Annotated in this window: 16 protein-coding genes and 1 pseudogene; 9 read left to right on the top strand and 8 right to left on the bottom strand. The window is 59.0% G+C overall.

The features are described 5' to 3' along the window. The first annotated feature begins 2 nt into the window (after window positions 1-2). Together rnr and SJY36_RS14960 are read left to right on the top strand one after the other, a co-directional pair. Window positions 3-2,282, top strand: coding sequence for a ribonuclease R (gene rnr, locus SJY36_RS14965; RefSeq protein ID WP_386176180.1), 2,280 nt, complete (start codon window positions 3-5; stop codon window positions 2,280-2,282). Between the two features lie 123 nt (window positions 2,283-2,405). Then, complete coding sequence (locus SJY36_RS14960) at window positions 2,406-3,665, top strand: lytic murein transglycosylase (protein ID WP_386176178.1); 1,260 nt, start codon at window positions 2,406-2,408, stop codon at window positions 3,663-3,665. A 79-nt stretch (window positions 3,666-3,744) separates the two neighbouring features. Here the strand turns inward: SJY36_RS14960 and SJY36_RS14955 are convergent. From SJY36_RS14955 to SJY36_RS14930, 6 genes and pseudogenes are all read right to left on the bottom strand, one after another. Beyond that, window positions 3,745-4,924, bottom strand: a pseudogene (locus SJY36_RS14955) (ABC transporter permease). Window positions 4,925-4,928: 4 nt separating this feature from the next. Further along, window positions 4,929-6,596 (bottom strand): ABC transporter permease, encoded by a 1,668-nt coding sequence (locus SJY36_RS14950; RefSeq protein ID WP_074636530.1) that lies wholly within the window; start codon window positions 6,594-6,596, stop codon window positions 4,929-4,931. Between the two features lie 100 nt (window positions 6,597-6,696). Then, window positions 6,697-7,812 (bottom strand): extracellular solute-binding protein, encoded by a 1,116-nt coding sequence (locus SJY36_RS14945; RefSeq protein WP_009825599.1) that lies wholly within the window; start codon window positions 7,810-7,812, stop codon window positions 6,697-6,699. A gap of 111 nt (window positions 7,813-7,923) precedes the next feature. Continuing rightward, the gene (locus SJY36_RS14940) at window positions 7,924-9,024 is read right to left on the bottom strand and encodes an ABC transporter ATP-binding protein (RefSeq protein WP_005850522.1); all 1,101 of its coding nucleotides are present in this window, start codon (window positions 9,022-9,024) and stop codon (window positions 7,924-7,926) included. Window positions 9,025-9,384: 360 nt separating this feature from the next. Further along, complete coding sequence (locus SJY36_RS14935) at window positions 9,385-10,815, bottom strand: aspartate aminotransferase family protein (protein WP_037942577.1); 1,431 nt, start codon at window positions 10,813-10,815, stop codon at window positions 9,385-9,387. 121 nt (window positions 10,816-10,936) lie between these two features. Continuing rightward, complete coding sequence (locus SJY36_RS14930) at window positions 10,937-11,617, bottom strand: GntR family transcriptional regulator (protein ID WP_386176176.1); 681 nt, start codon at window positions 11,615-11,617, stop codon at window positions 10,937-10,939. A gap of 146 nt (window positions 11,618-11,763) precedes the next feature. On the opposite strand from SJY36_RS14930, the gene SJY36_RS14925 reads away from it, so the two are divergent. From SJY36_RS14925 to SJY36_RS14900, 6 genes are all read left to right on the top strand, one after another. Further along, window positions 11,764-12,849, top strand: coding sequence for a polyamine ABC transporter substrate-binding protein (locus tag SJY36_RS14925; protein WP_386176174.1), 1,086 nt, complete (start codon window positions 11,764-11,766; stop codon window positions 12,847-12,849). A 92-nt stretch (window positions 12,850-12,941) separates the two neighbouring features. Next, on the top strand, window positions 12,942-14,069 hold the full coding sequence (locus SJY36_RS14920) for an ABC transporter ATP-binding protein (protein ID WP_037965502.1): 1,128 nt from the start codon (window positions 12,942-12,944) through the stop codon (window positions 14,067-14,069). A 2-nt stretch (window positions 14,070-14,071) separates the two neighbouring features. Further along, the gene (locus tag SJY36_RS14915) at window positions 14,072-14,947 is read left to right on the top strand and encodes an ABC transporter permease subunit (RefSeq protein WP_037942582.1); all 876 of its coding nucleotides are present in this window, start codon (window positions 14,072-14,074) and stop codon (window positions 14,945-14,947) included. Next, the gene (locus tag SJY36_RS14910) at window positions 14,944-15,765 is read left to right on the top strand and encodes an ABC transporter permease (protein WP_009825592.1); all 822 of its coding nucleotides are present in this window, start codon (window positions 14,944-14,946) and stop codon (window positions 15,763-15,765) included. Before SJY36_RS14915 ends, SJY36_RS14910 begins: the two co-directional genes overlap by 4 nt. 12 nt (window positions 15,766-15,777) lie before the next feature. After that, window positions 15,778-17,106, top strand: a complete 1,329-nt coding sequence (locus SJY36_RS14905; protein ID WP_386176171.1) for an NAD(P)/FAD-dependent oxidoreductase — start codon at window positions 15,778-15,780, stop codon at window positions 17,104-17,106. Between the two features lie 60 nt (window positions 17,107-17,166). After that, the gene (locus SJY36_RS14900; RefSeq protein WP_386176169.1) at window positions 17,167-18,486 is read left to right on the top strand and encodes a UDP-glucose dehydrogenase family protein; all 1,320 of its coding nucleotides are present in this window, start codon (window positions 17,167-17,169) and stop codon (window positions 18,484-18,486) included. Window positions 18,487-18,533: 47 nt separating this feature from the next. Here SJY36_RS14900 and SJY36_RS14895 read toward each other — a convergent pair whose 3' ends face one another. Next, on the bottom strand, window positions 18,534-19,433 hold the full coding sequence (locus tag SJY36_RS14895) for a rhodanese-related sulfurtransferase (protein WP_039912169.1): 900 nt from the start codon (window positions 19,431-19,433) through the stop codon (window positions 18,534-18,536). Window positions 19,434-19,535: 102 nt separating this feature from the next. Between SJY36_RS14895 and pncA the strand changes: the two genes are divergently transcribed. Beyond that, window positions 19,536-20,132 carry a bifunctional nicotinamidase/pyrazinamidase gene (pncA, locus tag SJY36_RS14890; protein ID WP_278375018.1) on the top strand — a complete coding sequence of 199 codons (597 nt, stop codon included), beginning with the start codon at window positions 19,536-19,538 and terminating at the stop codon, window positions 20,130-20,132. Here the strand turns inward: pncA and SJY36_RS14885 are convergent. Further along, complete coding sequence (locus SJY36_RS14885) at window positions 20,119-20,778, bottom strand: MarC family protein (RefSeq protein WP_037942591.1); 660 nt, start codon at window positions 20,776-20,778, stop codon at window positions 20,119-20,121. The two genes, pncA and SJY36_RS14885, sit on opposite strands and share 14 nt — an antisense overlap. Window positions 20,779-20,864: the final 86 nt, after the last annotated feature.

Raw genomic sequence — 20,864 nt, 5'->3', positions numbered from 1 at the left:
GCATGAGCAAAATACCTTCAAAGCCCGAGATCCTTGACTGGATCGCCGAAAACCCCACTCTGACCGCCAAGCGTGACATCGCCAAGGCGTTCGGCATCAAAGGGGCGGCCCGGATCGATCTGAAACGCGTGCTGAAAGAGCTGGAGGCCGAAGGCCATCTGGAAAAGCGCAAGCGCAGCTATCAGGACCCTGACCGCTTGCCGCCGGTGTCTGTGTTACAGGTCACGGGGCCGGACAAGGATGGTGATCTGTTTGCCAAACCGATGGAGTGGCAGGGCGAAGGCGTGGAGCCCGTGGTGCTGGTGATCCCCCGTGCCTCTGACCCGGCCTTGGGTGCGGGCGACCGTATTCTGGCGCGGTTGACGCTGGTACAGGCGCAAGACCACCACTACGAGGCGCGGCTGATCCGCCGCATTGGCGCGAACCCGCAGCGGGTCTTGGGAATCTTCCGCAAGACCACAGAGGGCGGGCGCATTGTGCCCATCGACAAAGGGTCCGACAAGGAATGGTGGGTGCCCGGAGACGCGACCCACGGGGCCAAGGATGGCGAGCTGGTCGAGGCGGAGCAGGCCGGACCAAAGGCGCGCATGGGATCGCCACGGGCGCGTATCATTGAACGGCTGGGGGACCCGTCGGCGCCCAAGGCCGTGTCCCTGATCGCGATCCATCAGCATGGTATCCCCGACGACTTTCCTGACGACGTGATGGCGCAGGCCGATTCCGCGAAACCCGTGGGCCTGAAAGGGCGCGAGGATCTGCGCGATTTGCCCCTGATCACCATCGACCCGTCGGACGCGCGGGACCATGATGACGCGTGCTATGCCCATGCTGACGAAGACCCCAAGAACGAGGGCGGCCATGTCGTCTGGGTCGCGATTGCCGATGTGGCGGCCTATGTCACCCCCGGCTCTGCGCTGGACCGCGAGGCGCGCAAACGGGGCAATTCCACCTATTTCCCTGACCGTGTGGTGCCGATGCTGCCCGACCGTCTGTCGGGAGATCTGTGTTCGTTGCACGAAGGCGTGCCGCGGGCCTGTATCGCTGTCCGCATGGTGCTGGATGCGGCGGGCAACAAGATCGGCCATAGCTTCCATCGCGGGCTGATGCGCTCGCCCGCTTCGCTGCACTACGAAGAGGTGCAGGACGCGATTGACGGTGCCCCCAATGACCGCACCGGCCCGTTGCTGGACCCTGTGCTAAAACCGATCTACGCCGCCTATGCCGCCTTGAAAGCTGCCCGCGCCGAGCGTCAGCCGTTGGACCTTGACCTGCCCGAGCGGCGGATCGAGCTGGACAAGGACGGCACCGTGAAATCGGTGAACTTCAAGGACCGGCTGGATGCGCACCGCTTGATCGAAGAGTTCATGGTGCTGGCCAATGTCGCCGCCGCCGAGACTCTGCTGTCCAAGAAAACGCCGCTGCTTTATCGCATCCACGAAGAGCCCTCTCCCGCCAAGCTGGACGCCTTGCGCGAAACCGCGCAGGCGGCGGGCTATACGCTGGCCAAGGGACAGGTGCTGCATACGCGCCATCTGAACAAGCTGCTGAACGATGCGGCGGGCACGGATGATGCAGAGCTGATCAACCTGTCGACCCTGCGGTCGATGACGCAAGCCTATTACGGGCCTGCGCATATCGGGCACTTTGGTCTGGCGCTGCGGTCCTACGCGCATTTCACCTCTCCGATCCGGCGCTACGCGGATTTGATCGTGCACCGCGCGTTGATCACTGCCCACGGCTGGGGCAATGACGGGCTAAGCCAGCATGATATCGAGGATATCGAACAGACCGGCGCGCATATCTCGGACACGGAACGCCGGTCAATGATGGCAGAGCGTGACACCACGGATCGCTATCTCGCGTCCTATCTGTCGGAACGTGTGGGCAATGAATTCTCGGGCCGGATCAGCGGCGTGGCGCGATTTGGAGCCTTTGTGAAGCTGGACGAAACCGGGGCCGACGGGCTGCTGCCCATGCGGTCGCTGGGGCGCGAGTATTTCCATTTCGACCAAGAAGCCGGCACGCTGATGGGGTCGGATACCGGCATGATCATCTCTGTCGGGCAGCGTGTCACCGTGCGCCTGTCAGAGGCGGTCCCGGTCACCGGGGGCATCGCGCTAGAACTGCTGACGCTTGAGGGTGACGCCCTGCCCAAGGGCGGCCAAGGGGCGCGGCGCGGACGCGGTGGGCCTGCGGGCCGTACCAACCCCAAGCGCAAAGGTGTCAAAGCCAAGCGCAAGGCGGATAAGGTGAAACGCAAGGTCAAACGCACACGACGTTAACCCCGGAGCGAGAACACGAGGCAGGAACAGGCAGGCAGTAACACGCACAGCGGGCAACTCCGCCTTTCTGGGCGCGGCGTTTGACGCTAGGCTTGCAGCGTGATGCTGGGGAAGGGCGCGGGAATGGAACTGCTGAAAATTGGCGCATTGGTTGGCGGGATGACACTCTCGGTGACGGCTGCCACAGGTGTGATCGCTGCGGGGGCCGAGGGTACTGCGCGCCCGCCCGCGGCTGTGCAAAAGCCGGGCAACGCGGCAGGATTGCAGGACTGGGTGACCGCCTTCCGTGCGCGTGCCTTGGCCGCAGGGATCGACGGTGCGGTTTTTGACCGCGCGATGCAGACCGTAAGCTATGACCCGCAGGTCATCCGCCGCGACCGCAACCAATCGGAATTCACCAAAACAATCTGGGCCTATCTGGAGACCGCGACCTCTGATCTGCGGGTCACCAACGGGAAGAAAGCGCTGGCCGAACAGGCCGACGCGCTATCCCAGATCGAAACGCGCTATGGCGTCGAGAAAGAGATCGTCACCGCGATCTGGGGGCTCGAAAGCGCCTATGGCACCTTCAGGGGCAGCGATCCGGTGCTCAGCTCGCTGGCGACATTGGCCTATGACGGGCGGCGGCGGGCCTTTTTTGAAGGGGAACTGCTGGACGCGCTGCGGATCTTGCAGGCGGGCGATACCACGCCCGCGAGGATGCAGGGCAGTTGGGCTGGTGCGATGGGTCACACGCAGTTCATGCCCTCGTCCTTCCAGCAATATGCCGAGGATTTCACCGGCGATGGCAAACGCGATATCTGGAGCGATGATCCACGTGATGCGCTTGCCTCTACCGCGGCGTATCTCAAGCATTTCGGATGGGTCCAGGGGCAGCCTTGGGGCGTCGAGGTACGGCTGCCCGAGGGGTTCGACTATCTTCTGGCGGGGCGGGATATCCTGAAAACGGCAGCGGAATGGCGTGCGCTTGGGGTGCGCCCTGTGACAGGGTCGCTGGGGGATCACGGCCCTGCGTCACTACTTTTGCCCGCTGGGGCAGAGGGCGCGGCGTTTCTGATCTATGCCAATTTCGCGGTGATCGAACGCTATAATTCGGCCGATGCCTATGTGATCGGTGTGGGGCATCTGGCGGACCGTATCGCCGGGGGCGGGCCGATCGAGGCCAGCTGGCCGGTGCAAGACCGCGCGCTGACCTATGACGAACGGATCGAGCTTCAGACGCAGTTGACGGCGCAGGGGTTTGATACGGTCCAGATCGACGCCAAGATCGGCCCGCTGACCATCAATGCGGTGCGCGATTTCCAATTGTCGCAGGGGCTTGTGCCTGACGGCTATGCCTCCCCCCGATTGTTGGAGACGCTGCGCGCAGCCACGGCGGAATAATCTGGCGTAAATGAAACGCGCCGGACCTTTCGGTCCGGCGCGTGCCTTCGGCGAGGATTTTAAACCATTTGGAAGCGGCTTAGCCGGGTGACATTCCGCGCAGCCGTTCGGAGCGGCGGCGCAGCAGTTCGACCACGGTCAGCAGGCAGATCGAGATGACCACGAGGATCGTCGCCACGGCAAGGATCGTGGGGCTGATCTGTTCGCGTAGGCCTGTGAACATCTGCCACGGGAGCGTTTTCTGACCGGCAGACCCGACAAAGAGCACCACGACGACTTCGTCAAACGAGGTGATGAAGGCGAACAAACCGCCCGAGATCACGCCCGGCAGGATCAAAGGCATTTGCACGCGGAAGAAGGTTGTGACCGGATTGGCCCCCATATTCGCCGCCGCGCGGGTCAGAGAGCGGTCAAAGCCTACCAGTGTCGCGGTGACAGTGATGATGACGAAGGGGATGCCCAAGGCCGCGTGCGCCAGGACAACGCCGACATATGTGCCCTGCAGGCCGACGCGGCTGTAGAAGAAGTACATGCCCGCCGCCGAGATGATCAGTGGGACGATCATGGGCGAGATCAGGATGGCCATGATCGCGCGCCGGAACGGCACGTGCTGCTGGCTCAGGCCAATCGCCGCGAGGGTACCGAAGCTGACCGACAGAAGGGTCGCGGCCGGGGCGATCTTGATCGAGTTCCAGACAGCACCTTGCCATGCGGAGCTACTGAAGAAGTCTTTGTAGTGGCGCAGCGAATACCCTTCGGGATCGAAACGCAGCATTTCAGGGGTGAAGGTAAAGAAGTTCTCGGCGTTGAAGCTAAGTGGCATGACCACGAGGATCGGTGTGATCAGGAACACAAGGATCGCGCCGCAAATGATGCGGAAGGCAAAGTGCCAGAGCACCTGACCCGGGGTCAGATAGGGCGCGACCTTGGCGCGGTAGCGTCCCTCGTAGAGCCAGAAGCTGAACCAGCCGAAGAACCAGCCGAAGATGGCCCCCAGTACGAGCATGGGCACGCCGCCCAGAATAAAGCCGATCACCGCCAGCAGAATGACGAGAGGTCCAGCGGGCGATGGTTTCGTTCTTGATCAACTGCGTCAGCACAAAGGCCAGCGCCCCCATGGAGAGGGCTCCGATCAGGATGCCCAGCAGTCCGCTGCCTTGGGCGGTGCCGACAAAGAGCCCGGCAAAGGCGCCTGCTGCGGCGACAACCGGTAAATAGAAACCGACGGGTTTGCGGGAGATAGGTGTGAGTGCGACCATGATATCAGCCTCCCAGTTTCACGTTGTCGATGCCGACGATCTTGTCGTAGGCCCAGTAAAGCCCAAGCACCACGGCCAGCAGGATCGCCCCAAGCGCGGCCGCGAGGCCCCAGTTGAGCGAGCTGGAGATGTGGTAGGCGATCCGGTTGGAGATGAATGTCCCCGTGGTGCCGCCGACGATTTCCGGCGTGATGTAGTAACCGATCGACAGGATGAACACGAGGATTGATCCCGCGCCGATGCCGGGCACCGATTGCGGGAAATACACGCGCCAGAAGGCTGTCCAGTTCGTGGCCCCTAGTGACTTTGCCGCACGTAGATAGCTGGGCGGTACTGTTTGCATCACGGAATAGAGCGGCAGGATCATGAAGGGCAGCAGGATGTGCGTCATCGCGATGATCGTGCCGGTTTGGTTGTTGATCAGCGCAAGACGGCTGTCATCGGCCACGAGGCCCAGCCACACCAGTGTATCGTTGATCACACCCTGTTGTTGCAGCATGACCTTCCACGCCGATGTCCGCACCAGAAGCGAGGTCCAGAAGGGCAGCAGCACGAGGATCATCAGCAGGTTCGCGGTACGCGCGGGCAGGTTGGCGAGGATCCACGCCACCGGATAGCCCAGCAGGATACAGCTGAGGGTGATGCAGACCGACATGAACAGCGTGCGCAGGAACAGCGTGCCGTAGATGCGTTCGTTGTCGGGGCGGAATTCGGGACCGTCAGCCGTTTTCTGCATGTCGACGGCATTCAGGAAATAGCCGTTGGTCAGCGCGGGACTGTAGGCGCGGATGGTGCTCCAGATCGGGGTTTTGCCCCAATCGTCGTCAATCTCGGTGAAGGCTGTTTTGTAATCGACTGCGTCGAATGCAGGGGCGGCTGCGGCAGCCTCGGTCAGTTCGGCTGACGCCGGGCCTGAATAGCTGGCGATTTGCGATGCCGTAGGGCCTGTCAGGTCGTCATAGAGGGCCGAGTAGATCAGCGCCCATGGGTCTTCCTTGTACAGGTTGTCTTCGTCGTCGTTCTGAACGAAGTCGGCGAAAATTTCGTAGTATTCGGCGGTCTCGGGCAGAAGCTCTGCCATGCCTTCGCGCATTTCAAACGCAGGCTGGTCGTCGCCGGAGGATTTTTTCCAGTCGGAAATCTCTGCCAGCCATGCGTCGGAGCCAAGCAGAGCGTTCCAGTTTTCGCCCTTCTTCCAGAAGTCGTTCAGATCCTCGAACTGGTCCTGAAACACTTCGCCAATGTCATCCACGCCGCGGCCGGATTTGCGGAACAGGGACGATGCACCGGTCAGCTCGTAGTTGAGCCTTGAGCCCAGACGGGTGTGCAATTTGCGTTCCTGTGCGATGAACAGGTCTTCGTAGAGCGCCTTGTAGACGGGGGCACCGGGGGTTTCTCCGCTTTCGCTGTCCCAGTCGGAAAGGGTTTGCGTGGTGCGGGGCAGCGTGTCGCTGACGATCTGGTTCTCGACAGAGCGGAACAGCATATCGGCGATCGGCGCGATAAAGGTGATCAGGATAAAGATCAGCAGAGGGGCGATCAGCAAAAGCGCGCTGAGCTTCTGACGACGGAGCGCACGGTTCAGGCTGCGTTTCAGCGGTGTACCGTCCGCGGCCAGCATCGGGCCGGTCTGTTCAGGTGTGTCGTTCGTCGCGTCGGCGGTATCGCTCATATCGGCCCCATGGGGTTAGGTCGCTGGAAGGTCGGGAAAATGGAAAAACAAATAAGGGGTGGAGGAGGCCAAAGCGGCCTCCTCCGAATGGTTCAGGCGATTATTGCGCCAACCATGCCTGGAACTTCGCGTCGATGTCGTCGCGGTAGTCAGCCCAGAACTCGTAGTTGTAGAGGAACGTGTTCTTTGCGTTGGCCGGGTCGGTTGGCATGTGTGGTGCCATGTCGATGCCCAGTTCTGCGTGCTTGCCAACCATAGGAGCGGAGGACAAACGGGCAGGGCCGTAGCTGATGTACTGCGATTGATCCGCCAGACGCTGGGTGTCTGTCGCGAATTTCACGAAGTCTTTGACGCGCGCCAGACGGTCGTCAGGCAGACCTGCTGGGATGATCCAACCGTCAAGGTCGAACACCTGCGCGTCCCACAGCATTGCAACGGGCTGGTCTTGCTCTTCGATAACGCTGAACAGACGGCCGTTGTAGGTGGAACCCATGACGACTTCTCCATCGGCCAGCAGCTGTGGCGTGTCGGCACCGGCGGACCACCAGATCACGTCGTCCTTGATGGTGTCGAGCTTGGCCAGAGCCTGTTCCTGACCTTCTGGAGTCGCCAGAACGTCATAGACTTCGTCCTTTGCAACGCCGTCACAGAGCAGCGCCCATTCCATGTTGTTGATGGGGCGCTTTTCAAGCGCGCGCTTGCCTGGGTAGGCTTCGGTGTCGAAGACGTCACAGATTTTGGTTGGAGGCGTGTCGCCAACCATGTCTGTGCGATACCCGAAAGTGGTCGAATACACGATCTGCGGGATAAAGCAGTCGCTGACCAGCAGGTCGCCAAAGTCGTCTTCAGCGGATGTCCCGTCGGGGGCTTCAGCCAGCATTTCGTCCGCGTCGATTTCCATCGCCAGACCTTCGTCGCACAGGCGGATGGCGTCAGCGGCAACTACGTCGACCAGATCCCAGGTCACGTTACCGGCTTCGTTCATCGCGCGCAGCTTTGCCACGGCTTCGTTGGAGCTTTCATCCCAAACAGCAGAGAGTTCAGGGTGCATTTCCAGATAGGGCTGCAGATACGCTTTGTCTTGGCTGGCTTGGTAAGCGCCACCCCAGGAAACAAGCGTCATCTCTTTGGCCATGTCCGCATGCGCATCGGCGAATGCCAATGTGCCAGCGCCAATGATCGCGGAGGATGCGAGTAGCGTTGTCGTAAACTTCATTAGATAGTCTCCCATTATATGCCCGTTAGGGTCTTGAGGGTGTGATATCGGGCTTAACCACAGCCTCGTGCGACGCCGTCGAACGTTGGACGGCCGGCCGCGTCCTGACGCTTATGCGTCGAGGGCGCGGCAATCCTCTGCCAACCAGCCAATCTCGATCTGCTGGCCTGGCTTCAAACGTACCTGATCGGGTGCGTTTCGTGTCTTGATGATAAAGTTGTCGGTCCCGGCAACCCGCAGGCGGGTGCGGAAGATGTCGCCCATATAGACGAATTCAAGCACTTCGGCTTTCAGGGTGTGTGCCCCTTCCTGCATCCGGTCCTTGTTGAATTCGACGCGCTCGGGGCGGATCGATACGCGGGTGCGTTCGCCGGCGCGGGTCACGTTGATCGGCTTTGCCTCGATCAGGCCGCCGCCGTCCAGCTGCACAAGGCAAGTGCCGCCCTTGATCTCGGTCACGACGCCTTCAAGAGTGTTATTCTCGCCGATGAACTGCGCAACAAAGCTGTTTTCGGGCTCTTCATACAGCAGATCGGGCGGGGCCAACTGCTGGATGCGGCCGTTTTCAAACACGGCCACGCGGTCGGACATTGTCAGCGCTTCGGTCTGGTCGTGGGTCACGTAGACCACGGTGATGCCCAGTTCATGCGCCAGATGCGTGATCTCGAACTGCAATGTTTCGCGCAGCTGTTTGTCCAACGCCCCTAGCGGTTCGTCCATCAACACCAGTTCGGGTTCGAAGACCAAAGCACGGGCCAAGGCAACACGTTGCTGCTGACCACCGGAAAGCTGTGCCGGACGGCGGCCGCCGAAGTCGCCCATCTGAACACGGTCCAGCGCGATCTTTACTTTCTCTTCACGCTCGGACTTGCCGATCTTGCGCACCTCAAGCGGGAAGGCGAGGTTTTCGGCAACGGTCATATGCGGGAAAAGCGCGTAGTTCTGGAACACCATGCCAATGCCGCGTTTGTGCGGCGGGATGTTGTTGATCGATTTACCATCAAGCCGGATGTCGCCATGCGTGGCCGTTTCGAAACCCGCCAGCATCATCAGGCAGGTGGTCTTGCCGGACCCCGATGGCCCGAGCATTGTCAGAAACTCGCCTTTCGGCATCGACAGGTTGAGGTCTTTTACGACGAGATTTTCGCCGTCATAGCTTTTCTGCACGCGTTCAAATTCTACGAACGCATTCGTTGCTGAAGTATCTGCCAAAGCTGGCTCCCCGTTTATTGTGACGTTCAAGCGCCCTTGTTGACAGGAAGTTAAAACTGGCTGGTTTCCGCTTTGCAACCAATTAACGACACTTTTGGGCAGAAAGCGTCAATTGCGGGAAGATCGACGGTTATTTGACAAGAAACAGTTCTTTTGCCTGCGGAATTACTGTGCAGCCTGCTTGAAATAAGGGAAATTCGTTAATATCTGCCATAGGTTAAGCCTCAGCGGCTCGCCCCGAACCCGGCGATTTTGAGCGCTGGTCAGCCACTGCCGATGTCGCAAACAGACAAGTCCTTGCAGGGCTTCCAGCGGCGGGACGGGCGACCTTTGCGCCTCGTCCCGAATGTATGTCACGCCTTAGCCGAGCGGCGATTCAGCGTCTTGCGCGTGGTCTTCGGCTGCCTTGAGCAGGCCGCCTTCTTTGACCGCGGTATAGGTTTCATCCAGCGCTTTGGTGGCGCGCGTCATGAATACTTTGATCTCTTCTGGGGTGATCACCAGCGGTGGCGAGATGATCATCCGGTCGCCAACGTGGCGCATCACCAGATTATTCGCAAAGCAGCGTTCACGACACATATAACCGACGGTTCCTGCGTCGCCTGCGAACTTCGACCGCGTTTCTTTGCGCGGGGAAAGCGGCAGCGACGCCATAAGACCCGCGACGTTGACTGTGCCAACCAAAGGATGTTCTGCCAGTTTGGCCAAGCCTTCCTTCAGGGCGGGGGCGGCAACATTGTTCACGTGATCCAGAATGTTTTCGTCCTGCATAATCCGCAGGTTTTCCAGTGCCACGGCCGAGCAAACGGGGTGCCCCGAATAGGTATAGCCGTGATTGAACTCCCCGGACCCGATGGTCTGCGCGATCTCGTCACACACAATGGACCCGCCAATCGGCTGGTAGCCAGAGCTTAGGCCCTTGGCGATGGTCATGATATGCGGCTTGATCCCCATGGTCTCGGACCCGAACCAGCTGCCTGTCCGGCCAAAGCCACAGATCACCTCGTCCGCGATGATCAATACATCGTACTTGTCACAAATACGCTGGATTTCGGGCCAGTAGGTGCTTGGCGGCACGATAACCCCGCCCGCGCCCTGAATGGGTTCACCGATGAACGCCGCGACATTATCTGCCCCAAGCTCAAGGATCTTGGCCTCAAGCTCTTGCGCGCGGGCAAGGCCGAACGCCTCGGGCGTGAGGTCGCCGCCTTCCACCCACCAGTCGGGCTGGTTGATGTGGTGAATACCGGGGATCGGCATGCCGCCCTGTTCGTGCATATAGCTCATGCCACCAAGAGAGCCGGACCCCATCGACGACCCGTGATAGGCATTCTTGCGGCTGATGATGTGGGATTTCTCCGGCTTCCCTTTCATGGCCCAATAGGTGCGTACCATCCTGATGTTGGTGTCATTCGCTTCGGAGCCCGACCCGGCAAAGAACACATGGTTCAGATCGCCCGGGGCCAGTGACGCGATCTCTTTTGCAAGGGCGATCGCGGGCACGTGCGAGGTCATGAAGAAAGTGTTATAGTAGTTCAGCTCGAGCATCTGGCGCGCGGCGACGTCGGCCATTTCCTGACGGCCATAACCGATGTTGACGCACCAAAGACCCGCCATCCCGTCAAGGATCTCGTTCCCCTCGCTGTCGGTCAGGTAGACGCCCTTGGCACGGGTGATAATCCGCGCGCCCTTCTCGGCAAGTTCGTCATTGGTGGTGAACGGGTGCATGTGATGCGCGGCGTCAAGTGCTTGCAGCTCGGCGGTGGGCATGTGGTTGGTGATATGGGCCATAAAGAACACCTCTGGGAATGGGGAGGGAAGATTGGGCTCAGAATATGATCAAATTATGCAGAGTCAATCGAATCGCTCTGCTGTGGTGACGATAAACGGCTATCAGCCGATCAGATTTTAATCAAAGAGAGGCGCGAATCTGGACCATGCCCTGAGAAACATCCTCTGCCATGGCCTGCGCAGCCTTTGCCGCATCGCCTTCGCGAAAAGCCGCCAGCAAGTCGGCATGTTTATCTGGCAGGTTCGACGTGCCAAACCGACCGCAGACCACGCGCAGCGACGGGCCGAACATGAGCCATAAACGGTCGACGGTCGCGGCCAGAATAGGGGCCTCGGCACAGGTGTTGACGATGGTGTGAAAGCGGTAGTTCTGGGTCAGGTATTCGCCGATATCCCCACGATCAATCGCGTGGTTCAGCGCGTCATCCACCTGTGCGAGTTCGCTTAAAACAGTCTCTGACATGCGGCTTGTGGCACGTTGAGCAAGCTCTGCTTCAAGGGTTTTTCGCATGAATTCCAGCTCGTTAACCCCTTCGAGGCCCAGCACAGGGACCGATACGCGGCGATTGCCCTGATGCACCAGCGCGCCTTCGGCGATCAAACGGCGCAGCGCTTCGCGCACCGGGGTCATGCCCGCATCAAGGGTTTCTGCAAGGCCTTGAATGGTGACCGCCTGACCGGGGGCAAGATCGCCGAACAGGATCAGCTTGCGCACGCGTTCATAGACATGCTGATGGGCCGGCACCTTGGCCGGGCTTTCCAAAGGCTTTTGCGACGCAAGGTCAGCGGAATTTACGTTCATCAAATTTGCCTAAATTGTACTCAACCACATTTTGAACCACGGCATGCACCTGCGTAAAATTATAAATGATCTTGTCGCATGACGCAAAACTTGATCAAATTGACGAAAGGTTCGGATCAACTGAGCCTACACAACGGGAGATGACAATGAAATATAGCTTGCTCAGCTCAATCGCAGCAACGGCATTGATCGCCACCAGCGCCTTGGGTGAAGAGGTGCGGGTCTATAACTGGTCCGACTACATCGACGAAGACCTGTTGCAGAAATTTGAAGAAGAAACCGGCATTGATCTGATCTATGACGTGTTTGACAGTAACGAAGTGCTTGAAACCAAGATGCTTGCAGGCGGGTCCGGCTATGACGTGGTTGTCCCGACCGGCACCTTCCTTGAACGCCAGATCACGGCGGGGGTTTTCCAGAAGCTCGACAAAGACAAACTGCCGAACATCACCAACATGTGGGACGTGATCGAGGACCGCGTATCGAAATACGACCCCGGCAATGAGTATGCCGTTAACTATATGTGGGGCACCACCGGGCTTGGCGTGAACATGACCAAGGTTAAGGAAGTGCTGGGCGAAGATGCCCCTGTTGATTCGCTTGACCTCGTATTCAAGCCCGAGAATATGGAAAAGCTGGCCGAATGTGGCGTGCATTTCCTTGACGCTCCGACAGAAATGATCCCCGCGGCTCTGAAGTTTCTGGGCGACGATCCTCAATCCCAGGACCCCGACGTGATCGCGAAGGCAGAGCCTGTTTTGACGGCGGTTGCCCCCCACGTTCAAAAATTCCACAGCTCGGAGTATATTAACGCACTGGCCAACGGTGATATCTGCGTTGCCTTCGGTTGGTCGGGTGACATCCTGCAATCGCGTGACCGCGCCGCCGAGGCGGATAACGGTGTCGAAATCGCCTATTACGCGCCAAAGGAAGGGGCGCTGATGTGGTTCGACAATATGGCTATTCCAGCGGATGCGCCAAACCCGGATGGGGCGCATAAGTTCTTGAATTTCATGATGAAACCAGAGAATATGGCCGCCGCGTCGAACTACGTTTACTATGCGAACGGCAACAAGGCGAGCCAGGAGTTCCTTGCCGAAGACGTGATCGGGGACACAGCGATTTACCCAGACGAAGCCACGCTGGAAAACCTGTATACCATTTCTTCATATTCACCCAAGGTACAGCGTGTCATCACGCGTATGTGGACGAAGATCAAATCTGGTATCTAAAATCGCATCGGGTCAAAGCCTTACCGGTTTTGACCCGATCAACCGGACCCTTCCACCCGGAGGGGTAAACGCTGTGCAAAGGATAGATCAAAGTGAGCCAACCCGTTTTCGCCCCGTGGGATGACCCGAACGAAAAGCCGCTTATCCGCTTCGAGAATGTGACAAAGCGTTTTGGCGATTTCGTTGCGATCGATGATCTGTCTTTGAGTATTTATGAAAGCGAGTTCTTTGCACTGCTGGGGCCTTCGGGCTGCGGTAAAACAACGATGATGCGCATGCTTGCCGGGTTTGAAAACCCAAGCGCGGGCAAGATCGAATTGGCGGGTAAGAATATCGCGGGCATCCCGCCGAACAAGCGGGCGGTGAACATGATGTTCCAGTCCTATGCCCTGTTCCCACATCTGTCTGTCTGGGAGAATATCGCCTTTGGGTTGAAACGAGGGGATATGTCCAAGGCAGATATCGCCGCACGCGTTGAAGAGATGCTCAAGCTGACGCGCCTTACTAAGTTTGCTAAACGCAAACCCCACCAGATTTCGGGGGGGCAACGTCAACGGGTCGCGCTTGCGCGGTCCCTCGCCAAAGCGCCGAAGCTTTTGCTACTGGACGAACCGCTTGGCGCGCTGGACAAAAAGCTGCGTCAGGACACCCAGTTTGAACTGATGGATATCCAGGAAAGCACGGGGACCACCTTTGTTATCGTTACCCACGACCAAGAGGAAGCGATGACCGTCGCGAGCCGCGTGGCTGTGATGGACGAAGGGCAGATCATCCAGGTCGCGACGCCAGGAGGTATCTACGAAGCACCTAATTCCGTCTACGTCGCTGACTTCATCGGTGACGTGAACATTATCTCTGGCACGGTGAAGCCCGCGGGCGATAATATCTACCACCTTGATTGGGTCGCGAATGAGGCCCCCTTGCTTGCGGCATCAGAACGCCCCTTTAGCGATGGGCAGGAAGCTCATCTTGCGATCCGACCGGAGAAGATCGCCATTTCTACCGAGAAGCCGACAGAAATGAAGAACGCTGTTCAGGGCACCGTTCTGGACATCGCATATCTTGGCAATCTCAGCACCTACCATGTCCAGCTGGCTGGTGGTCAAGTGATCAAGGCACAGACCGCAAACACGCGTCGGCTGTCGCGCCGCACGATCACGTGGGAAGATAAGGTCTGGATTTCGTGGAGCGCCACCGCCGGCGTCCTGTTGGAGCGATGAATATGCGTCGCTTTTTCCTTATCGCGGTGCCCTATGCCTGGTTACTCGCGCTGTTTCTCATTCCTTTCATCATTGTTTTTAAAATTTCCCTCTCTGATCTGGCTTTGTCAATTCCTCCTTACTCCCCGACGGCAAAGGACGGGATCTGGGCGATGTTCGCGGCATTCGATCTGGAAAACTTTACCTTTCTTGCTTCGGACGATCTCTACTGGAAGGCTTACCTAAGCAGTTTGAAGATTGCGTTAATATCTACAGTTTTAGCGGTTTTGGTGGGCTACCCCATGGCCTACGGCATGGCCCGCGCGCCCGAGGAATGGCGTCCGACCCTTATGATGCTGGTGATCTTGCCCTTTTGGACCAGCTTCCTGATCCGCGTTTACGCGTGGGTCGGTATTCTGAGTAATGAGGGGCTTTTGAATCAATTCCTGCTGTGGTTGGGCATCATTGATACGCCTTTGACGATCATGAACACGACGACCGCGGTCTATATAGGAATTGTTTACACTTATCTGCCATTCATGATTCTACCGATTTATGCCGCGCTAGATCGGTTGGACGAATCCTTGATCGAGGCCGCCGAAGATCTGGGATGTTCACGGTTAAAGGCATTCTGGCTGGTCACGATACCTTTGTCTCGCAACGGGATCATTGCAGGGTGTTTCCTGGTCTTTATCCCCGCGCTGGGCGAATTCGTTATCCCGTCTTTGTTGGGCGGTTCAGGGACGTTGATGATCGGCAAGGTCTTGTTCGAGGAGTTCTTTAACAACCGCGACTGGCCCGTCGCGAGCGCGGTGGCGGTGATCCTGCTGCTGATCCTGATCGTTCCAATCGTTCTGTTCCAACGCAACCAGCAACGTCAGGCCGAGGTGGAGTCATGAGACGCGCAAGCTGGTTCAATATTACGTCGCTCACCCTCGGGTTTGCTTTTCTTTATCTGCCGATGATCCTGTTGGTCATCTACAGTTTTAACAGTTCGAAACTGGTGACTGTCTGGGCCGGTTTCTCGACGAAATGGTACGGCGAGCTGCTTCAGAATGAGGCATTTCTGAATGCTGCGATGGTAACGCTAAAGGTCGCGGTGGCGTCCTCTACGCTGGCAACGGTGTTGGGGACGATGGCGGCATATATCCTTGTGCGCGGAGGGCGGTTTGCTGGGCGTACGCTCTTCTCGGGTATGATCTACGCGCCGCTGGTCATGCCGGAGGTGATTACCGGCCTGTCGCTGTTGCTTCTGTTTATCGGGATCGGGCTGGACCGGGGGACGCTGACCATCGTGCTGGCACACACGACCTTTTCGATGTGCTACGTCTCAGTGGTCGTGTCATCGCGGCTGGTGACTTTTGACCGGTCGCTGGAGGAAGCGGCGCTGGACCTTGGGTGTTCGCCTTTCGACGCCTTCCGTTTGGTGACCTTGCCGATCATTGCGCCGGCTGTCATCTCGGGGTGGCTGCTGGCGTTCACGCTCTCGCTGGACGACCTTGTTATCGCTTCGTTTACCACGGGCCCGTCCTCCACAACCCTGCCGATCAAGATCTGGAGCGCGGTGCGTCTTGGCGTCTCGCCCGAGATTAACGCATTATCCACCATCATGATCGGTATCGTGACTTTCGGGGTTATCACGGCGTCACTGATATCGAAGCGCAAGGCGATCAAGGCGCAACGCGATGTGCAGGCGGCGGAACGCGCCGTGGCATGAAAGAGCGGCGGCATGAAACGAATATTTAACGATTTTGCCTATACAGATGCGCCTAGGGAAGATTGTTGGTGGGATCAAACCTGCGCCGCTACCGACAGGTCTGCGTTGGAAGGTGACGTATCCTGTGACGTGGCGATTGTGGGGGGCGGCTTTACAGGGCTCTCTGCCGCGTTGCGCCTTGCGGAGGCTGGGTATTCTGCGGTCGTGCTGGAAAACCGATACGTCGGCTGGGGCGCGTCGGGCCGCAACGGGGGCTTTTGCTGCCTTGGGGGCGGGCGGCTCAGCGATGCTGCGCTGGACAAGCTTTCAGGGCGCGAGGATCGGTTGCGCTTTCGCGCGGCTGAGCTGGCGGCGATCAACTTTGTTGATGCGTTGATCACGCGGCATGGGATCGAGGTTGACCGCCACTCCGACGGGGAGATCGAGCTGGCGCATCGGCCCAAGGATATGGACGATTTTCGCACGCGCGCCCGCGAGGTGCGAGAGAACTACGGGCTAGAGGCGCGGCTTATTGATCCCGCGGATTTCGCGGCGCATGGGCTTTCAGGGCCGTTCCATGGGGCGTTGCATATTCCGGCGGGCTTTGCGCTGAACCCGCGGAAATACGTGACCGGCCTTGCTGCAGCCGCGGAAAAGGCGGGTGCGGTCATTTACCATGATACGCCTGCGCTTGAGGTACGGCAGGCGGCGCAGGGTCACGACGTTCGAACGCCCAAGGGTAGGGTGCGTGCACAGAAAGTGATTGTCGCCACGAACGGGTATTCGTCGGAAGATTTGGTGCCGGGGCTGTCTGCGCGCTATATGCCCACGCAGTCGACGGTCCTTGTGACCCGCCCCCTGACCGAGGCAGAGCTAGATGCCGCGGGGTGGAAGAGCGATTATATGTCCGCAGATACGCGCAATTTGCTGCATTATTTCAGGCTGATGCCGGACCGCCGGATGTTGTTCGGTATGCGCGGCGGTTTGGTGACGGGCAAAGCGGCAGAGGCGCGCGCCATTGCGCGTGTACGCCGCGATTTTGAAAAGTTTTTCCCGGCGTGGAAAGACGTTGAGACACCCTACCAATGGTCCGGTATGGTATGTCTGTCGCGCGAGCAAATGCCCTTTGTCGGCAAGCTCCCTGACCCCGGTGCTGTCTATGCAAGTCTTTGTTATCATGGGAATGGTGTTGCAATGGGCAGCTATTCGGGCGGGCTGGTCGCGGATCTGGTGATGGGCAAACCCATCGACCGGCCCTACCCTCAGGTTATGCAAAAACCGCTGCGAAAGTTCGAGCTGGGGCGCTTGCGCCGGCTTCTGATGCCATTTGCCTATCTTGGTTTTGCGCTGTCAGATCACTAGATGTGGGTGCACCGGCTGGCTTGGCTTGCTGACTGTCAAATTGATTTAGGATAAAGTTTCATGAAGATTGCGATGATTGGCACCGGCTATGTCGGTTTGGTCTCGGGTGTTTGTTTCTCGGATTTCGGGCATGAAGTTGTCTGTGTCGACAAAGACCCGTCTAAAATCGAGAAGTTGGAAAAGGGCATCGTCCCGATCTACGAACCCGGTCTTGATGATTTGATGGCCAAGAACGTTGCAGCGGGTCGTCTGTCTTTCACCGGTGACCTTGCCAGTGCAGTGGATGGTGCGGATGCCGTGTTTATCGCGGTTGGGACACCGACCCGGCGCGGGGATGGTCATGCGGATCTGACCTATGTCATGGCCGCCGCAGAAGAGATCGCCTCTGTCCTGACGGGGTATGCGGTGATCGTCACCAAATCGACTGTGCCCGTGGGCACCAACCGTCAGGTCAAACAGGTCGTCGCCAAAGCCAATCCTAAGGCCGACTTCGACGTTGCCTCGAACCCGGAATTCCTGCGTGAAGGGGCCGCGATTGACGACTTTATGCGCCCCGACCGCGTGGTTGTAGGAACGCAGAATGAACGCGCCGAACAGGTGATGAAGGACATCTACCGCCCGCTCTCGCTGCGCGAGTTTTCGATCATGTCGACCGATCTGGAAAGCGCAGAGATGATCAAATACGCCGCCAACGCGTTTTTGGCGACCAAGATTACCTTTATCAACGAAATCGCGGCCCTGTGTGAACGCACTGGTGCGGATGTGAAAATGGTGTCGAAAGGCATGGGGCTGGATAACCGGATCGGGTCCAAGTTCCTGCATGCGGGCCCGGGCTACGGCGGGAGCTGCTTCCCGAAAGACACGCAGGCCTTGGCGCGGATGGGGCAGGATCATTCGGTGCCGATGCAGTTGACCGAAACCGTGATCAAGGTGAACGACGAGGTCAAACGCCGGATGATCGACAAGGTGGTCGACATCTGTGGCGGATCGGTAAACGGCAAGACCATCGCGGTGCTGGGGGTAACGTTCAAGCCCAACACCGACGATATGCGCGACTTTCCCAGCTTGACGATTGTGCCATCGCTGGTAGGCAACGGGGCCAAGGTGCGTGTGGTTGATCCGCAGGGCAAACGCGAGGGCGAAGCCTTGCTGCCCGGCGTGTCGTGGCTGGAGGATGCCTATAAGGCCGCGCAAAATGCGGATGCGCTGGTCATTCTGACGGAGTGGAACGAATTCCGCGCGCTGGACCTCAAGCGGATGGCCAAGCGCATGGCGACCCCTGCGATGGCAGATCTTCGGAATATCTATAGCCCCAAAGATGCCAAACGCGCTGGTTTCTCGGCCTATGTCTCTATCGGGCGCGAAGGGTTCGGGGCTTAACCTGCACCACAGGCCCGCGCTTGGAACAGGGCGGGCCGACAGGGTGATCAGCTGCGGTGGGTTTCGCCGCGTGCTTTGGCAAGCGTCATCTGCCGCTGGCGCTCACGGAACCGCGCCTTATCCGCGTCAGAGGTTTCATTGACGCACTGCGGGCAGCTAACGCCGGCCTCGTATCCGGGCTTTGCGGTATCTTCGGGCAGGATCGGGCGACGGCAGCCGTGACACAGCATATGCGGCCCTTCTTTCAACCCGTGACCAACGCTGACGCGGTTATCAAAGACAAAGCAATCGCCTTTCCAGCTGCTTTGCTCTTCGGGGACTTCTTCAAGGTACTTGAGGATGCCCCCCTTAAGGTGGAACACGTCCTCCACCCCTTGGCCGATCAGGTAGTTGGTCGATTTCTCACACCGGATACCGCCGGTACAGAACATCGCGATTTTCTTGTTGTGGAACCGGTCCTTATTCGCCTCCCACCAGGCGGGAAATTCGCCAAAGCTCTGGGTTTCGGGGTCAATGGCCCCGTCGAAGGTGCCGATCGCGACCTCATAATCATTGCGCGTGTCGATCACGGCAACATCGTCGCGGCCGATCAGATCGTTCCAGTCGGCGGGATCGACGTAATGCCCGACCTTGGCCAGCGGATCGACATCGGGCTGACCCATGGTCACGATCTCGCGCTTCAGGCGGACCTTCATCTTGCCGAAGGGCGGCGTCGTGGCGGTGCTTTCCTTCCACTCAAGATCGGCGCAGCCGGGCAGGGCTCGGATATGCGCGATGACCGCGTCTATCCCCGCACGGGGGCCGGCGATGGTGCCGTTGATGCCTTCGGCGGCGACAAGCAGCGTGCCTTTGACGTCATGTTGCGCACAAAGCGCAATCAACGGCGGGCGCAGGGCGTCAGGCGCGTCAAAACGGCTGAAATGATAGAGGGCGGCTATGGTATACATGCGCGCTGAGATACGCCCATGCGGCGGTTCAGGCAAGGGGGTGCCGTGCCGCACCCGCCGTGCTATGTCCCTTGGCACAAGCTGGCCCATGAGGAACCCGATATGACCCACGCCCTGATCGTGATTGATGTGCAAAATGATTTCTGCCCCGGCGGAGCCCTTGCGGTGACAGACGGCGACGCCATCGTCGACGGGATCAACGCGCTGATGGGGCAGGCGGATGCGGTGGTTCTGACGCAGGACTGGCATCCGGCGGGCCATTCCTCCTTTGCGTCGTCCCATGCGGATAAGGCACCCTTCGAGGTGACGCAGATGCCCTATGGCGCGCAGGTGCTGTGGCCGGATCATTGTGTCCAAGGCAGCAACGGGGCCGCGTTCCACCCGCGGCTGGATCAAACCCGTGCCGATATGATAATTCGCAAAGGGTACAACCCCGCCATAGACAGCTATTCTGCCTTCTTCGAAAATGACCAGAAGACGCCTACCGGGCTTGAAGGGTATTTGCGGACACGCGGCATAACCAAGCTGACGATGGTCGGTTTGGCGCTTGATTTCTGCGTTAACTTCTCCGCCGTGGACGCGGCGAAGCTGGGCTTTGATGTCGAGGTCCGTTTGGACCTGTGTCGTGCGATCGATCTGGACGGGTCGCTTTCTGCCGCGCGCGAGGCGATGACGACGGCGGGGGTTACTCTGCGCTAAGCGGGGCGTCTTCGACGGGGGCGATGTTGAGGATATCCAGCGCATCCAGCCCGCCAAGCGTGGCATCCACCGCGACGGTCGCCAGAATGATCCCCATGACGCGGCTGATCACGCTGGCGCCTGTGGTCCCCATCAGGTGACCGATCCGCCCTGCGAGCAACAGAAGCACAAGTGTGAACAGCAGCACGACAACCAGCAGGCCCGCCGTGACCAGCTGGTCTGATATCTGGTTGGTGTGGTTGTCCGTCAGGATCACAATCGCCAGCATCGCCCCCGGAGAGGCGATAGACGGCATGGCGAGCGGAAAGACCGCACCGGCGAGATGATCCCGCTCTGCTGCCTCGATTTCCTGTGTCGGTTTGGGATCGCCGAAAATCATGCTGAGCGCGAAGAGGAACAGGATAATCCCGCCCGCGACCTGAAACGACCCCAGCCGCAGCCCAAGGTTCTCAAGCAGATATTGCCCGCCCACGAGGAACCCAAGCAAGACCAGACCGGCCACCAGTACGGCCCGCAGCGCAAAGCTTTTGTGCAGGTGTTGCGGGACGTTGGCTGTCGCGAAAAGAAAGACGGGAAGGCTGCCAATAGGGTCGATCACGACAAACAAGGTAATCAACTCTCGCAAGAGAATGGGCCATTCCAGCATCTAGCAGCGCTCCTTAGGGGGTTAAGTCGGTGGATTACCACAGGTTTTGCACTGTGTCAGCGGCAATTCCCTTGCCCGTACAAGAT

This window comes from Sulfitobacter sp. R86518 (assembly GCF_042466275.1).
Lineage (GTDB): Bacteria > Pseudomonadota > Alphaproteobacteria > Rhodobacterales > Rhodobacteraceae > Sulfitobacter > Sulfitobacter pontiacus.
Note: the sequence above shows the minus strand (reverse complement) of the source record. Positions and strands in the feature narration are given on the sequence as shown.

What these genes read in the sequence shown, in the direction of transcription:
- rnr (WP_386176180.1), top strand. Translation starts at nt 3, where the DNA reads ATGAGCAAAATACCTTCAAAGCCCGAGATCCTTGACTGGATCGCCGAA.
- SJY36_RS14960 (WP_386176178.1), top strand. Translation starts at nt 2,406, where the DNA reads ATGGAACTGCTGAAAATTGGCGCATTGGTTGGCGGGATGACACTCTCG.
- SJY36_RS14950 (WP_074636530.1), bottom strand. Translation starts at nt 6,596, where the DNA reads ATGAGCGATACCGCCGACGCGACGAACGACACACCTGAACAGACCGGC.
- SJY36_RS14945 (WP_009825599.1), bottom strand. Translation starts at nt 7,812, where the DNA reads ATGAAGTTTACGACAACGCTACTCGCATCCTCCGCGATCATTGGCGCT.
- SJY36_RS14935 (WP_037942577.1), bottom strand. Translation starts at nt 10,815, where the DNA reads ATGGCCCATATCACCAACCACATGCCCACCGCCGAGCTGCAAGCACTT.
- SJY36_RS14930 (WP_386176176.1), bottom strand. Translation starts at nt 11,617, where the DNA reads ATGAACGTAAATTCCGCTGACCTTGCGTCGCAAAAGCCTTTGGAAAGC.
- SJY36_RS14925 (WP_386176174.1), top strand. Translation starts at nt 11,764, where the DNA reads ATGAAATATAGCTTGCTCAGCTCAATCGCAGCAACGGCATTGATCGCC.
- SJY36_RS14915 (WP_037942582.1), top strand. Translation starts at nt 14,072, where the DNA reads ATGCGTCGCTTTTTCCTTATCGCGGTGCCCTATGCCTGGTTACTCGCG.
- SJY36_RS14910 (WP_009825592.1), top strand. Translation starts at nt 14,944, where the DNA reads ATGAGACGCGCAAGCTGGTTCAATATTACGTCGCTCACCCTCGGGTTT.
- SJY36_RS14905 (WP_386176171.1), top strand. Translation starts at nt 15,778, where the DNA reads ATGAAACGAATATTTAACGATTTTGCCTATACAGATGCGCCTAGGGAA.
- SJY36_RS14900 (WP_386176169.1), top strand. Translation starts at nt 17,167, where the DNA reads ATGAAGATTGCGATGATTGGCACCGGCTATGTCGGTTTGGTCTCGGGT.
- SJY36_RS14895 (WP_039912169.1), bottom strand. Translation starts at nt 19,433, where the DNA reads ATGTATACCATAGCCGCCCTCTATCATTTCAGCCGTTTTGACGCGCCT.
- pncA (WP_278375018.1), top strand. Translation starts at nt 19,536, where the DNA reads ATGACCCACGCCCTGATCGTGATTGATGTGCAAAATGATTTCTGCCCC.
- SJY36_RS14885 (WP_037942591.1), bottom strand. Translation starts at nt 20,778, where the DNA reads ATGCTGGAATGGCCCATTCTCTTGCGAGAGTTGATTACCTTGTTTGTC.